9 protein-coding genes are annotated in these 15,752 nt (G+C 45.2%); 5 read left to right on the top strand and 4 right to left on the bottom strand.

The genetic code is table 11. The annotated features are described in order from the left end of the window. The first annotated feature begins 130 nt into the window (after window positions 1–130). The 3 genes from M4S28_RS26215 to M4S28_RS26205 all read left to right on the top strand — a co-directional run bounded on the left by M4S28_RS26215 (window position 131) and on the right by M4S28_RS26205 (window position 2,810). On the top strand, window positions 131–652 hold the full coding sequence (locus M4S28_RS26215) for a type II secretion system protein (protein ID WP_249633792.1): 522 nt from the start codon (window positions 131–133) through the stop codon (window positions 650–652). Window positions 653–937: 285 nt separating this feature from the next. Further along, entirely contained in the window at window positions 938–1,438 is a 501-nt protein-coding gene (locus M4S28_RS26210) for a transposase (RefSeq protein WP_249633791.1), read from the top strand. A gap of 194 nt (window positions 1,439–1,632) precedes the next feature. After that, a protein-coding gene (locus M4S28_RS26205; RefSeq protein ID WP_249631935.1) for an IS3 family transposase occupies window positions 1,633–2,810 on the top strand; the annotation gives its coding sequence in 2 pieces (ribosomal slippage) (window positions 1,633–1,891 and window positions 1,891–2,810; 1,179 coding nt in all). A 3-nt stretch (window positions 2,811–2,813) separates the two neighbouring features. Here M4S28_RS26205 and M4S28_RS26200 read toward each other — a convergent pair. Together M4S28_RS26200 and M4S28_RS26195 are read right to left on the bottom strand one after the other, a co-directional pair. Beyond that, a complete protein-coding gene (locus tag M4S28_RS26200) occupies window positions 2,814–4,946 on the bottom strand; it encodes a UvrD-helicase domain-containing protein (protein WP_249633790.1) in 2,133 nt (710 codons plus the stop codon). A gap of 189 nt (window positions 4,947–5,135) precedes the next feature. After that, a complete protein-coding gene (locus M4S28_RS26195; RefSeq protein WP_249633789.1) occupies window positions 5,136–5,714 on the bottom strand; it encodes a DUF2913 family protein in 579 nt (192 codons plus the stop codon). Between the two features lie 149 nt (window positions 5,715–5,863). On the opposite strand from M4S28_RS26195, the gene traD reads away from it, so the two are divergent. Further along, window positions 5,864–7,951, top strand: coding sequence for a type IV conjugative transfer system coupling protein TraD (gene traD, locus M4S28_RS26190; protein WP_102537212.1), 2,088 nt, complete (start codon window positions 5,864–5,866; stop codon window positions 7,949–7,951). Between the two features lie 574 nt (window positions 7,952–8,525). Beyond that, entirely contained in the window at window positions 8,526–14,303 is a 5,778-nt protein-coding gene (gene traI / locus M4S28_RS26185; protein WP_249633788.1) for a conjugative transfer relaxase/helicase TraI, read from the top strand. A gap of 18 nt (window positions 14,304–14,321) precedes the next feature. On the opposite strand, the gene M4S28_RS26180 is transcribed toward traI, so the two are convergent. After that, window positions 14,322–14,681, bottom strand: a complete 360-nt coding sequence (locus M4S28_RS26180) for a hypothetical protein (RefSeq protein WP_016790675.1) — start codon at window positions 14,679–14,681, stop codon at window positions 14,322–14,324. 590 nt (window positions 14,682–15,271) lie between these two features. Continuing rightward, window positions 15,272–15,715 (bottom strand): lytic transglycosylase domain-containing protein, encoded by a 444-nt coding sequence (locus M4S28_RS26175; RefSeq protein WP_445329549.1) that lies wholly within the window; start codon window positions 15,713–15,715, stop codon window positions 15,272–15,274. Window positions 15,716–15,752: the final 37 nt, after the last annotated feature.

Below are 15,752 nucleotides of genomic sequence, written 5' to 3'. Positions count from 1 at the left end.
ACTCACTCTGACGTGAGTTATACCGCTACCGTTCTTGTAAGGAAACATTCAGATTCCTTACCTTCAAGGACATTACCTTTAGTAAGAGTGACTGATAATGCATAATGACGGCCTTTAAAAGAGGTGCTAAATGAAACAGAACGGTTTTACACTTATTGAGCTTATTGTCGTTATTGTGATCCTTGGAATACTCGCAGTAACCGCTGCTCCAAGGTTCCTCAACGTAAGTACCGATTCTCATATTGCAGTTGTTAAAAGTACCGGCGCTTCTTTTAAAACAGGTGTCGATCTTGCCTATTCAAAAAATTTAACCTCAAACGGCGGTGGTGCTTCCACGAATGTCCCTATCTATGATGACTCCGCTACTGGCCAACTTGACTTCAATGAATGGGGATATCCGGCCCAACAATGGCACTTACCTGAAGAATCGCCAAGATTAAATAACGCTGAAGACTGCATTTCGGTATGGGGCGCGCTGCTCCTCGATCCACCTAGTGTTTCTAGTTTCAATTCACCAGAAGAAACCAACTACATTGCGGAATACATTCAGACCGATCAATGCACCTATCACTACAGAGTCGTTCCAGGGCTATCCATCAATTATAACTCGATGAATGGTGAGGTTATTGTAGACGAAAAACCAGTGAACTAAGCTTTAAATGTCGATCTTTCCAGTACTTACTGCGACGGAATCTCCTCAGATTTTTGTTGGTGTAAAAGGTGGGTATCAATAGGCCCTAGACGACAATTACAATCACTCAAATCCAGAGGGCACAATTTTAGAAAGTAAATGGTGATGTTCATCACTCTGGATAAGAGCATGCCAACATTCGCGTACCTACAAAACAAAATATCTTTTAAATCGCCCGTGGTCCCTCTCTGGCAGGATAGTTGTCACTGCTAAAATTTAACCAGTTTAGGGCGGTAAGAATAATTTGTGTCTCGTATTCCAGCAGAAAGAAAAGAAGCCATATTGAAGAAGCTACTGCCTCCATACTCAATGTCAGTGAGCCAACTATCAAAAGAAGAAGGCATTAGCACTGCGACTCTGTATAATTGGCGGCAGCAACTCAGACGTTCAGGAGCCGCAGTGCCAAATAGCAACACTTCATCAGAGCAGTGGTCTGCTCAAACTAAACTTGCCATCGTCGCTGAGACTTACTCGATGACCGAGAATGAACTCAGCCAATATTGTCGTGAAAAAGGTCTGTTTCCTGAGCAAGTCCAAGGCTGGCGCAGCGAATGTATGCAAGGCTTCATGTCGAGTAAAGAACGGGAAGCTGAAGCAAAGAAGCAGGCCAAAGCGGATAAGCTTGAAATCAAAGAACTTAAGAAGGAGCTACGCCACAAAGAAAAGGCGTTGGCTGAGACTGCTGCCCTGTTGGTTCTACGAAAAAAGCTCAGAGCCTTTTACGGGGAAGAGCCAGAGGACGACTAACCTCAACCGATGAAAGGCAACATCTAATTAAGCTTATTCATGATGCCAGGCAAAGTGGTTGCCGCTTAGAGCAGGCTTGCCATGAGGTTCAAATTGACGTGAGAACGTATCGCCGATGTGTAGTGGCATAGTTAATTTGGCCACCTGATTAAGAGGTGATGTATGATCATCTCGATACTAAAACAGGTGACATTATGACTAAGCGTGAAAGACGCACTTTTAACCCAGAATTTAAACTTGAATGCGCTCAGCTAGTGCTTGACCAGGGACGTTCCTATAAAGAAACCTGCGAAGCAATGGGGATTGGAAAAACTACGTTAGAAAGCTGGGTAAGGCAACTCAAAGCTGAAAGAGCTGGTAAGACACCAAATTCATCACCACTCACTCCAGAGCAAAGAGAAATTCGTGACCTTAAAAAGAAAATCAAACGCATTGAAGAAGAAAAGGAAATTCTAAAAAAGGCTACGGCTCTCTTGATGTCAGACTCCCTGAACGGTTCTCGATGATCGAGAAACTCAAGAAGAGTTATGCTGTGAAACGGCTTTGCGAAGTGTTCGGGGTTCATCGCAGTAGTTATCGTTATTGGGCAAATAGAGATAAATCTCTGTCGTCAGAGCATGTGCTTGTTCGTGCCGAAGTTCGCCGATCTTATGAGCTGAGCAATGGTTCCGCTGGAGCGAGAACCATTGCTGACATAGTCACAGCAAGAGGTATTCGACTTAGCCGTTACCGAGCAAGTAAGTTCATGAAAGAACTAGACTTAGTCAGTTGCCAGCTAGCAAAACATACGTACAAAAAAACACAGCAGGAACATGTTCATATACCTAACCGGTTAAATCGTCAGTTCGCGGTGACTGAGCCGAATCAAGTCTGGTGTGGCGATGTGACTTATATCTGGACGGGGGAGAGATGGTCTTATCTAGCCGTTGTTATTGACTTGTTCGCACGAAAAGTCATCGGTTGGGCAATGTCTAACTCACCAGATAGTGTATTGACTGGCAAGGCGCTGACCATGGCCAATGAGAGCCGCGGAAGGCCGTCTGGTGTAATGTTCCACTCGGATCAAGGTTGCCACTATACGAGTAAAAAATATCGTCAGTTGCTATGGAGATATCGAATCACTCAAAGTATGAGTCGTCGAGGGAACTGTTGGGATAATAGTCCTATGGAGCGAGTGTTCAGAAGTTTAAAAACGGAATGGGTACCAAAGAATGGCTATAGAAGTTTTACAGAGGCACAGAAAGCAATAACGGATTATTTGGTTGGTTATTACAACCAGCATCGTCCACATCAATACAATGGTGGATTAACACCAAATGAGTCGGAACGACAGTTTTGGTTCCCTTATAAAACTGTGGCCAGTTTTACTTGACCACTACAATCCAGGGTCTACATGTCTTTCTTCATTTACACAAACTTTGTAACTTTTTGAGGACTTATTTCTGACTTTATCAGCGCAAGTTTGTCCTTTGGTCAGTATTGTTGAGTGGCTTCGATGGTTTGCCTCTAGTGATATGCTTTCATGAGTATGGTCTGTTGTGAAATAGCGCTCAAAATGCGTAATGTACAGCGCAGAACTCCCTCTCCAACCATAAATTGATTGAAGGTCATCCCCAATACAAATGAGCGAACCGCCCGGTCTTGTTTGATTAGAATAAAGGTGTCTCTTTATTTGCCTAAAAAATCCAATAATATTGGGTGATATGTCTTGAAACTCATCTATTAGTAAATGGCTATATTTCAGTAGCCGTTGAGTGTCTCGGCTATTGTATGCAGGATGATTAGGGTCAGAGAAGTCATAAAAAACATCATTAAAAGTTGTGTACCCACTCATGTTCAATTTCTTCTTCCAACTTCTATGGAATGACCAAGCTAGCCATATAAACTGAGAGTCGATAGCGTTGCAGTTTGAGTGTTCACATAAGTTATCAATGCTCTCTTGTGTAAGGGTATAGAGGGGCACTCCGATGGAGTAAGAAAAATCGATAATACTTTCAAACTGCTTATGTATCAGATTACTCCCACTTCGAGTAGTTGAAATGAAATCGCCCTGACAGCAAAAATTAAAACTAGGAATAGAGTTATATAAGGGTATTTGTTCAGTACGCTTGCTTTCGTTAAGGGCAATAAGGGTGTTTAATTCAATTAGTGTGTCTACAGTGCAATAGCTGGTTGATACTTGACGTGCTATCAGCGCGTTCCGTTCTTTTATGATGTTTTTAATTTTTTTCTTGTCATTAGGGGAAATGGTTTCTTCCTTACATTGTTCGGGCGTAAGGCTTAAGAAAACTTTAAGTTTGATGTTAGGCAAATAGAGGTGGTAGTTCAGCTGTGTATTTCTTTCGACTTTAATTGAGCCACTTTTTGAAAATTTATCCCAAATATTTTTAATGTCATAAGGATAATTTTTAAACCATGCATTGAGGCAATGTTGGGTGAGTTGTGACTCAAATTTGTTTGAAAAATAATGTTTTTTCGTTGTTTTTCTATTAAGCCTTAATGAGTACACGTAAAGGTTGTTGAACTTTTCTCGGAATTCTTCTGACGTTGTATAGAGCTCTTTAGCTAGCTCTGTTTGCATCAACTCAGTCTTGCTAGGGTGATTAGTTTCTTTTTTTGCCAACTCCATAGCGTTGGGGATGCGGTACATATCTAAATCGTCAGTATCGCACCGCTCTTCGTCGTCTTCTTCAGCTTTGTCGAACAGAATTTCTTGTTCAAAAGGGTTTAAGTATTTATTCGTTTCATAAGCTAAAGAGTGAAACGTTCTTACAATTGACTCTGCGTTTATTTCATTAAAGTTTCGGATGCCCCACTGCTCACAGCGAGAAAGTAATTTTTTGATAAAGTCTTTCCTAGACTCTCTAGTAAAAGTACATACCGTGATTTCACTAAAGGGAATATCTAAGTAATAATGCAAAAAAATCACTCTTAGCACTAGCGTTGTTGATTTACCAGAGCCAGCGCCAGCAACCACGCATGCTGAACGGTTGTTACAGAACACCATGACTTCTTGTTCTTTACTCATGTAAATCATTTCTTGCTCTTCAGGAGCTTTAAGTTTCTCTTTTTTGTTGATGTTATCCTTGTCTCTTTTGAACGCTGCAATCTTTTCTTCCAAGAAGTCAATTTCTTCCAATGATTGAGGAGGGACGACAGGAATACCTTTGTATCTACTAGATACCAACTTTTGGTTTAAATCTTTTAGGTCAAGGCCGTACTTTTTACCAAGCTCAATGTATGTTTTAAGTTGAGAGTCTATAGATTCTATCTTCTTGGATTGAGACTCTAGTTGAGACTTCTTTTTAGTGAGATCTACGTTGTACTTGGATGCCAACGCCTCCATTTTAGTTTTATGACTGACTTTGGAGATGGACGTGTTTTTGAGTGTTGTTAGTGCTTCTTGAACTTTCAGGTAATCACCTTTGAGCACCTCATGGTGCTCAAGTGGAACAGCTTTAACAATGCGATAAAAAAACGGGATCCTTTTGTTTCTACTATTGGTCAAATGAGACTCCTAGTGTTAACTCGATTTTTTAAATACGGGTTTCGGGTGTTAATAGACATGAACAGGAATAAATTCAGAGGGTTCACTTTCCGAATACGAGCCGACTCTATCCTCCTAACAAACGCATAGTATTGGACATGCTGGAAGGCAATGACTGGCGTTACATTCGCACGACTTACGTTCATGCGATTAAATGCGATGCAAGAGTAAGTGAATCACTTCATGATCATCCACATGCTTGATTTCTACGCGATAGACACCTTGGGCTTGCACGGCCTCAATCAGCGCTTTGAGGCGCGTCGTTTTGACAGTCATCACCAAGGGTTTGATTTGGTTATTGTCTTTATCAAACCCTTCTTCAATTTCTGACTGGGTCATGTACAAGATCTCCTCCTCGCTCGCTTTGTCGGGATGGTCGAGCTTGGAAGGAAACTGGTGCTGCTCATTGAGGTCTGTCAGCATGAGATAGAGTTCATCCGCCTGTGACAATCTAGCCTGATACTCAAGGTTCAGTTGATTGACCGTCCACAACTTTTGCTCAAGATTGCCTCTGGTTTGGCGACCAATAGTGAGCATGGTTTTTAGGTCGTTTTTGCACACAGAGAATTGAGCCTGCTTTACTTTCGGTTTGAGGTATTTCACCAAGAAGGCATTGCGTTTCTTGACCGTCCAAAACCCGCCTTGCTGACTCATAGTGCAATAGAGCGTCAGCAGTGAATGGGTAACCAGCTCATCCAGAGCTAGGTAGTGTTTTAAATTTTGACTCATCAAAGCGCTCTGTTTATCCAATCAGTCGCACAGTGTATCAAATCCCCAATGAAAATCATGGCGTAAGCGCGGCCTTTCCTTTGAATGGCAGTGAACACGTTCATTTCACCACTTTACCTTCAACGCCAACTCTTAAATAAGGAGCGACGATGCGTACCCGTAAGAAAAGTAACCATTTTACCCGAGGTGGCCAAGTCACCTTCCATTCCATTCGAATGTTCTTTCAAGTCAACAACACCCTCATCAAGTTCATTGGTTTTGGGATGTTATTGGCTACCCTCGCACTAACACTGTGGCAAGCTCCGCGTCACGCCTTTTGGGGGGAGTTCTATTACTGGCGGAACATTTTATACGCTAAGTTCGGCAAACCATTAGACAGCTTGGTGACCACGGTGTGGGACGGTGAGCGCTACCAGTCCACGCTCGCGTCTCAGCTTGAAAATGTCGTGCTTCTCGATATTCACGCCGAGGTGTGGCGAAACTTCCAAGTCTATTACCTCATTTCGATGTTGGTCGGATTCTTCATCTTTTATCTGCTGCAGCGTTTTTTCAAAGAGCAAGGCGAGAAACAGAGTGAAGACTTTCATGTGCGTGGTTTTCGCCTGGTTGAGCCACAAGTCTTAACTAAGATGCAAATTAAGCGTGCGAAAGTGAACCGTAAACGCGGTTATGGCGATGGCACCATTTCTAAATTTAAGATTGATGGCCATGCGCTGCTCAAACAATCGTTTGAGGTGCAACATCTGCTCATTGATGGCACCACGGGCGCGGGTAAATCAGTGATGATCCGCAAACTGGTGCGATGGATACGAGCGCGTGGCGACAAAGCCATCATTTACGACAAAGGGTGTGTGTTCACCAGTAAATTCTACCGCCCTGAGACCGACGTCATATTGAATCCGTTTGATGCTCGATGCGCGAATTGGGACGTGTGGTGCGACGCGAAAGACGCCCCTGACTTTGAGAACATGGCGGCGGCCCTCATCCCACAACACGGCGATGGCGATCCATTTTGGGTTGACTCAGCGCGCACCATTTTTTCATCCACCGCCTTTCGCATGAGCCAGGACAATAAACCCGCGACGACCGCACGCCTATTGAGTTTAATTTTGACCAGTGAGCTTGAAGCGTTGGGTAATTTTCTTGAAGGCACCGAGGCGGCGGCCTTGGCATCGAAGGACATCAAGAAAACCGCGATTTCCATCAAATCGGTGTTGGCCACCTACATGAAAAGCATGCGTTTTTTAGACGGTCTTGATGATGAGCATCGAGACCAAGCGCTGCAGAAGAAGTTTTCTATTACAGACTGGGTACAAGACGATAAGCAGACCGGTTTTTTGTTCTTATCGAGTAACGCGCAGCAGCATGCGTCACTTAGGCCGCTCATCTCCATGTGGTTGGCTATCGCGTCCAACGCCATTTTAGGATTAGAAGCCGATGAAGACCGCCGCATTTGGGTCTTGATGGATGAAATGCCCAGCCTTCACAAACTGCCAGAATTGGGTTCCATCATAGCCGAAGTGCGAAAATTTGGCGGGTGCTACTTAATTGGTATCCAATCGTACGCGCAGTTGGTGAAAACCTATGGCAAGAACGCCGCCGATGAGATGTTTGATTTGTTGAACACGCGCTTTTTCTTTCGTGCTCCTTCCGCACAAATGGCGCAAATCTCTTCCAAAGACTTGGGGGAGCAAGAAGTCGATATTTCTAAAGAAAACGTGTCGTATGGCGCGAACACGCTGCGTGATGGCGTCTCTCTGGGCCACCAAACGGTTACAAGACCGGTGGTCTCGCCGAGTGAGATACAAGCCCTGGACGATTTGCAGTGTTACCTACGCACACCAGGCGTTGACCTCATCACCAAACTGGACTTGGAGTTCGATGTCATGAAAGACATCTGCCCATCATTCAACAAAAGAAGCGTGACATTGTCACAGCCTATGCAGGAGGCCTATGCCCAAGCCACCTACTACGAAAGCGTCGCACCGAGCCTTCACCTATCTAAAGAAGAGCAGCAACCCCTTCTCGACCTGCAACAAGCCAAGTTCGATTCAAAAGAAGAGATGCTCAACGAGGCAAGCCAAATGAAAGAAGCGATGCAAAGTGACACCGTGCAAGCGATGGTCGAGTCAAAGGCTCAAGACAATCACGAGTACCAGGAGCAAGCGCAACGCACCATTGAAGAGCAAGCCATCTCGCCGGAAATAGAGATGGAAGCGGGCGATATGGTTGAATAGCGCACCAAATAGTCGATAGCCACACAAGACAGAAATAGGTCATTGCATCCCAAGTCTATTAGATATTTTCATGTTACCGAGTTTGTCTAGATTTATCTTCGAGACCTTGGTCGTCTCGCTCTTATTTTCCGCACTTTGTCTTATGCAGATCACCGAGAGTCCATTTCAATGGACGCAACTTTTCATCGCGACCACGGGCTCTTTATTACTGTATGGTTTGAAGCGCCTCGTGGTGGTTTTTGTTAAAACACGCCTCACTACATTGTACTCACCTCTGCAGGATTCGCTTTACTCCTGAGCATCAGCATGGAGTACTCGTTATTTGGTTTATTGCATTCGATAGGCCTGACTTGCCTATACTTGGCACTCATCGTGTCAAAAAGTGCACTGACTCAATCTTAGTTACTACTAAACATTTAGTTATAGTGCACTATAAACATACATAGAGCCTTATCATCTCGAATCATCACTATTCAAAGCCTTGCATGGCAAGGCTTTGTAATTCCGTCTCCCGTTATTACCACCGCTCAGTTTTGCTGCTAGCGGCGATTTGCGTTGCACAAGGAAAATACTCATGCTTTCTATTAGCCCATTGAAATCCGCTTCTGGCGCGGCCAAATATTACCTCACCGAAGAAAACCCCAAAGACCTACCTGACGTCTCTTTAGAAAAAGACGTGGGCGATAACTATTACCTCAAGGAAAAAGGCCAGGGAGAAAACACCTTCTGGCATGGCAAGCTGGCCATCGAAGCGGGACTGGCGGGAAAGCCCGTAGAGCAAGCCACCCTAGAGTCGGTGCTCTCTGGCAACCTGGGTGGTGAAACCATTAAAGGGAAACGAAATGATCATAAATCGGGCTTCGACCTGACCTTTTCTGCACCTAAAACCGTCAGCGTTCTTGCGCTTGTCAGTGGCGACCATCGACTTATTGAAGCGCACAATAACGCAGTGAAGTTCGCCTTAACAGAGCTCGAAAAAGACGTGGCACAATTCACTACCATCAACAAAGAGGGAGCACGCGAGTTTCACAACACCGACTCGATGATATTCGCAGTCGTGCGCCATAAGACCAGCCGTGAAAACGACCCACAGGTCCACTCTCACGCGCTAGCCGCTAACATGACGCGCGATCAAGAAGGAAAACTTCGCACGCTTGCATCCAGCCTAAAACAAAAAGGGGGCGTGATTAACGGCACTGGTGAGCGCATTTACAACTTCCAAAAATACTACGGTATCTTGTACCAGAGCCAATTAGCTAAAGAGGCAGAAACCCTCGGTTATTCCACGCGAGGCGTCGGTAACGGTCAGTTCGAAATCAGCGGTGTCCCTCAGCCTATTCTTGATGCGTCGTCCACTCGCAAACAACAAATTGACCAACGCACACTCGATTTAGGCTTTGACTCGCGCGCGGCGAAAGACGTAGCAAACCTCGATACTCGTAAAAGCAAAACCTACCAGAGCAGTGACAGCCTCAACAAACAGTGGCAAAGCACCGTAAAAGAGCAAGGGTATGAGCCCGCAGAGCTTGTCACCATGGCGCAACAAGTGAAAGAAGCGCAAAACACCCCACCACTTGGTGAAACCCAAGCCGCCATCAGTAGAGCCATTGACCATCTAGGGCAATACAGCACAGCGTTACACCTAGAAAAAATCATTGAACTCACCGCCTCAGAGTTCACCAAAGGCGGCGTGCAACTCAACGCCCTTGATATCAAAAAAGTCGCGGATGAAATGATTAAACAAGGCGACTTGATAGGACTCAATCACAAAGGGCAATACACCACCAAAGGCTTAATTGATAACGAACAAGCGCTTATCGACAGCACCCAAGGCCGGGTGCATCACATGCGCACCCACGTTGAATCCAGCACGCTCAACAAGCTCGCTATCCCTGAAAACCAGCAGCGTATACTGACCGACCTGTACCACTCCACCAAACAGTTCCATGTGGTGAATGTACATGGCTCATCACAAGATATTGCACAGCAGCTACTCAATGTAGGCAATCACAGTGGTAAACGTGTCCAATTGGTCTCCCAAAGCGTGAAAGCCAAGACAGAGGGTATGGAGAGCGTCCAGCGTAAGAGTCAAACTCTCAGCGCCTGGGTCGGTCAGCTCTTTTCACCAGAGCAGCGCCACACCACCCACAGCTTATTGCAAAGCGATACGCCGCTGACCAATAAAGACGTCTTGCTCATCGATGACGCCAATAAGATGAGCGCCAATGAATTGTTGGCCCTCACCGATAAAGCCAAACAATCGAGCAGTAAAGTAGTGATGCTTAACCGCGTATCAAGCCGTCAGGGATTTAAAGCCAATAACGCTATCTCGCTGTATCAAAAAGGCAATGTGGAGAGTCATTCTTGGGTTGGCAAGCGAGCCAGTCATACCAGCGTAAAACTGCATGACAATGATACCGATAGGATAGCGCGGGTGTACTCAGACCTCCCCGATAAAGCCAACACGCAAGTGATTGCCACCTCCAGCGTCGAGCAGCGGCGGTTAACCGAAGCGATACGGGGCCAGCTCAAAAATACCGGCGCCCTCGCCAGATACGAAACCACCCTATTCACTCAAACCCCTCACCACCTCTCTAAAGCGCAGCAACCCCTCGTTCAACACTACAAACCTGGCATGACACTCACCCATTGGGAGAAAAACAAACCTCAGAGTTTTGTCATCGCCAGTATCGATAAAGAGAGCAACACCATGACCGCACTCAGTAAACGCGATGGACAGTCACACACCTTTGACCCGTCCAGTCGCGCCTTTAAGCTCATGAAGATGCAAATCAATAAACCGCAAAGTCTCAACATCGCCCAAGGCGAACGCCTTCGAACGTTAGGCAAACACTTCCCTGCTGGCTTGGACGCGAACCAAAGCTACCTTGTCACTCACATTGACAAAGAAAGCCTCACGCTTGAGAGCAAAGGGGAAACGCAGCGCGTCAACTTAGAGAGCCTAAAAGACGCGCCGCTGCAATACGACTACGTTCACGGCGCCCACCATATTGAGCCAAAAGCCCATACTTTACTGTCTGGCAAAGCGTTTACCCTATCTAAGCCCCTGATAAACGACCTGACTGAAAAAACAGAGCGCCTTGATATCTTCACCGACAAACCAGACAAAGCCCAAAGCGCACTTGAAAAAGAGCAGGTTTCCCCGTCAGCCATTGAGCGTGTACTGCAGACGCAAAACGTCAACGACCGCTACCTAAACGATGCCACCCAAGATTTACTAAAGCAGGATGTCAGTCAAGCGCTGTCAGCACTGGCCAACGCGCAAAACGCCCCACTCATCGAAAAATCGGTCAGCTTTGCCCTGAACCACCTCTCAGAGCGAGAAGCGGCGTTTAGCCAAAAAGCCTTAGTGGTGGAAGCGGTGCGTTACGCCTTTGAAGAAGCCGGTGGCTCTATTACCAAAGAGCTGGTTGAAACAGAGCTGACTAAACGCAGCGACACCCTCTCTGCAGAGTACAGTGACGGCACACGCTGGACGACGCACGCCGCGCTAGAAACTGAAAAGCGTATCCTGCAAAACATCGATGATGGTAAAGGCCAACATCAACCTTTTGCAACGCCTAAGCAGGTGCAAGACTTTCTCGACACCAAGCCTCGCCTAACTCAAGGGCAAAAGGACGCCATCACCCTTATCTCAACCACCAAAGACAGCTTTGTGGCCATCCAAGGGTTAGCCGGTACAGGTAAGTCCACCATGCTTGAATCCAACATTGAACTTATCCAGTTAGTGAAAGAAGCCAGCCAGCAACCAGAGCAAAGTGTCATCGGTCTTGCGCCCACACACGCAGCGGTAGCAGAGCTCGAAAGCAAAGGCGTGAAAGCGCAAACCCTGGAAAGTTTGCTCTCTGACATCCGACAAGGAAACCGCGATGCCAACGACTACCAACACACTTTGTTCTTTCTCGATGAAAGCTCCATGGTCAGCAACAAGCAAGCCGATGAGTTCACAAAGCTGGTCAATGACAGTCAGTCCAAAACAGCCAAATTGGGCGATAAAGAGCAGCTTTTATCGCTCAGTGCCGGCAAACCCTTTGAGCTGGCCATGAGCCAAGGCCGCATCGATACCGCTTACATGACCGACATCATCCGTCAGCAAAACGACACCTTACTTAATGCAGCGCAAAACACCATTGATAAGCAGCCACAGAGCGCCCTGGATAAGCTCCAGCAGCAAACCCCTGATACCCAAGGCAACAGTCAACATGTCATTTCTACGCTGGATGAAAACGACAAAGACCGACGCAGAGCGCAGCTCACCGCCACAGAGAAACTGCCCTATGTGGTCGCCAAAGACTATTTAGAGCGCACGCCCGACACGCGAGACAACACACTGATTATCGCGTACACCAACCAGGAGCGAGACACCATCACCGAACACATCCGTGTCGGTTTGATGAAAAAGAGTGAGTTAGGCAAAGAGAACGTCATCGCAACGAGGCTACGCTCAATCGGCGCGACCGGGGAAGAGCTCACCACCATGATGCCGTATCAAAAAGGCTTGATACTGAGCACCAAGCCCGGTGAGTACGCCACCATTACTCACGTAGATTCAGAGCATGGCGTAGTAACACTTCAAGACGCGAGTACAGGTAAGACAAGGCCGTTCTTACCGCGTAACCGTGACCACCGTTTCACCACCCTGTTCTCTACGTCAGAAAAGCCACTTTCAACCGGCGATAAAATCATCACCCGTTTTACCGATAAAGAGCGCGGCATTAAAGCCAACGTGGAGTACCGCATCACGCAAGCGACTACAGACAATGTTATCGCTCAATCTAAGACAGGACAAACACTCAACCTTAACCCTAATGCGCTTAAAGACGGGCACTGGGACTACGCTTACAGTCGGACCGCAGACATGGCGCAAGGGTCCACCTATCAACACGTCATTAGCGCGATACAAAGCAAAGGCGCACTGACCAACTTAAGACGCGCCGGTATCGATGTGACTCGTGCCAGTCAGCACATTCGGCTCTATACCGACAACACCAAACAATTGGTCAAAAGCTGGCTTTCTAAAGAGAGCCATAAAGCCAGTGCGATAGAAACCCTCAACCAAACGCCCCCCAAAGACACCACCTACTTTAACCGTAATGCTCTGCCTCATGAGGACGTCCGATTCCAAAATAAAAGCGGTGACTTTGACTACAACACATTTAGGGAGCACATTAATACGCAACTACCCAAATACACCGAAAGCCTCGCCATTCAGTTATTAGGCCAGCCGAATCAATCCAAATCAGACCGGGATTATTTAACCTTTGGCATTGGAAAATCCGCCATTAAAGTCACCTTAACCGGAGAGCATCGTGGGTATTTCAAAGACTACACCACAGGCGAAAAAGGCGCATTGATTAACCTTATTATGAGTCATAAGGAAATGAATTATAAAGCCGCGATGAATGAAGCGCACAAGATGCTCAATGAGCCAGATAAATATCAATTGGAGGAAAACAATAAACACGACAAATTACTGAGCACCACCCCAAGGCATATTGCGCAGTTTGAAGAACGGGCTAAAGATTATATCAATCAAAGCTTACCGATGGATAACACGTTGGCCCAAACGTACTTAAACAAGCTCGGTGTCAATAACATTGAAAATAACCAGGTTAAGTTCCACCCAGCGGTCTATTCATCCGAAGATAGATCTCTTCATCCTGCGATGTTAACCAACATCCACAATAAAGAAGGTGAAACTAAAGCCATTGAAGTGACCTATTTAGACACTCAAGGAAATAAAGACACCTCCCTAGATATTAACCCAAGAACCCTAGGCACAAAGTCCAAACAATTAACCCAATTCCATCAAGGAGAGAATTTAAACACCACCATCATCAGTACCTCGATTGAGAACTCTTTCTTAATTCGAGACCAAACCCAAGGACAAATTGATATTATCAACGTCAATCATAAGAACGATATTCAAAACATCTCTACCGATGAACTGAGACAGAACATCATTATTGTATTAAATCACGGCAACCACGATTTAAACCCGAACAACATTGAAAAAATCGTCGAGAACTTTAATGGTCGAGACATTCAATTCATGTCAGATGATAATCTTAAAGAGGACATTAAATCGTGTATTGATAAACTAGAGCGAGATAACAGCGCACATAGCCTTGAATTAAGTGAGACGTACACTTCTCATCAAGAGAGCGAATTAGACACCCTCAACTATAATGAGAAAAAAGAAACCGACAGCCAATCACTCGACCACTTTGAGCCAAAAGAATATTCACCTCAACAAGAGATGGCATTGAATCACTCAGAGAAAGAGAGCCATTGGGAAGACAGAGAAATCGACAGAGAGTTAGAGCGATAATATAAGGGTAGCCAGTGGCTACCCTTTTTTTTCGCCTTCAAGATACTCGTCGACGCTTTTATCAACCAAAGCGGTGTTGGATTTTCTTTGCTCAATCGAATCCGCTTTATTCTTATAATATCCCTCCCCATCAAAGCTATGCGCCAAATTTAAATTTAGCACGCCTTGTACCTGCCTAACCCTACGATACGTTTCTTCCATCAACTCACGGTTCGACGGCCGCTCATCGTCACTGTCATTCAGTTTGATGCGCAACGCCAAGGTAAAAAGCTGACGAGTTGCCTCGGCATCACTTAGCTTTTCTCTGTCTCTGAATTTCTTAAAATCTTGCTCTAGCTTCCCTCGAAGGGAGCTTTGTAAAGGGTAAGAACGTGACATAATTTAGCTTTTCCTCCTCAATGAATGTCAATGAAGCCCACCTTTAAGCCCCAATGAAATCCAATAAATTCTTAATGTAAACCCATTGTACTTAGTTTCAAAAAAACCGCTACAACCTTACTGCTAAAGGGTTAAATAACAATTCAATTAAATCTCATTGAATTTAGATTGAAATCACCACAATCCCTTACACAGAAAGGCGTCAATGACAATTCAATGTGATTACATATTTTTACACTGGGATTTTAGCGGCTAATTAGTTGAGATTTTGAAAATTTTTTCACGCTCTACTTTGCCTCCAATACCAACTGTAAGCTATTGTTTTTATTGTCTTTATATTTCTCACAGACAACCATTCACATTGAAATCAATGTGCCGTGGTGTGTGGTAACCAACTCAACTAACCAACAACTCAGAACGAATGATCTGAGTTCCTTAATCAAAGCGACGGGAAAAACTGACAGCGAAAGACAAAAGCCGACCAGGTGGCGAATGAATCTGACGAACGAGGGATGCGGGGGTTCTGGAAATTGAAGGAAGAAAGCGAGAGGAAAAGCTGAAGACCTTGCACCGTTATGGTGCAAGGTCTTTTATTGAACGTTCATCTTAAAATAAACCGATTGGACTTTTTGGATGTATATTTTTCTGGCGTTCTCGGTGCGTTTGGAAAAACCCGCATTATACGCGCCGACGCTGTTCCAGTTATAACCATGACTAGAAAAATTAGAACTTAATACCCACGCGCCAAGATGAACATTAAAGCAAGGATTATAGATGTTTGTTTCATTCACATTAAATTCGGATAGTCGATCAAACCAATGGGAATTAATTTGCATCAATCCAAAGTCACGACTAACCACCTCACCGACTCTATTTTTATTTTCATTGTACGCGTTCGGTTTTAAGCTGCTCTCTACCGTTGCAATGGATTTTAAAAGCTGTGGATCGACATTATAAAATCGTCCTGCCTCATCAAAGCAAAAAGCCCGACTGAAACACGGCGATAACAACGAAAGATAAAGTAATGGTTTCATCATAAAAAAGAGCCCTAATAATAGGACTCTCATTTTA

Source organism: Vibrio sp. J383, from assembly GCF_023503985.1.
Lineage (GTDB): Bacteria > Pseudomonadota > Gammaproteobacteria > Enterobacterales > Vibrionaceae > Vibrio > Vibrio splendidus.
The sequence above is the reverse complement of the archived record's forward strand: the minus strand, read 5'-3'. Positions and strand labels throughout refer to the sequence as shown.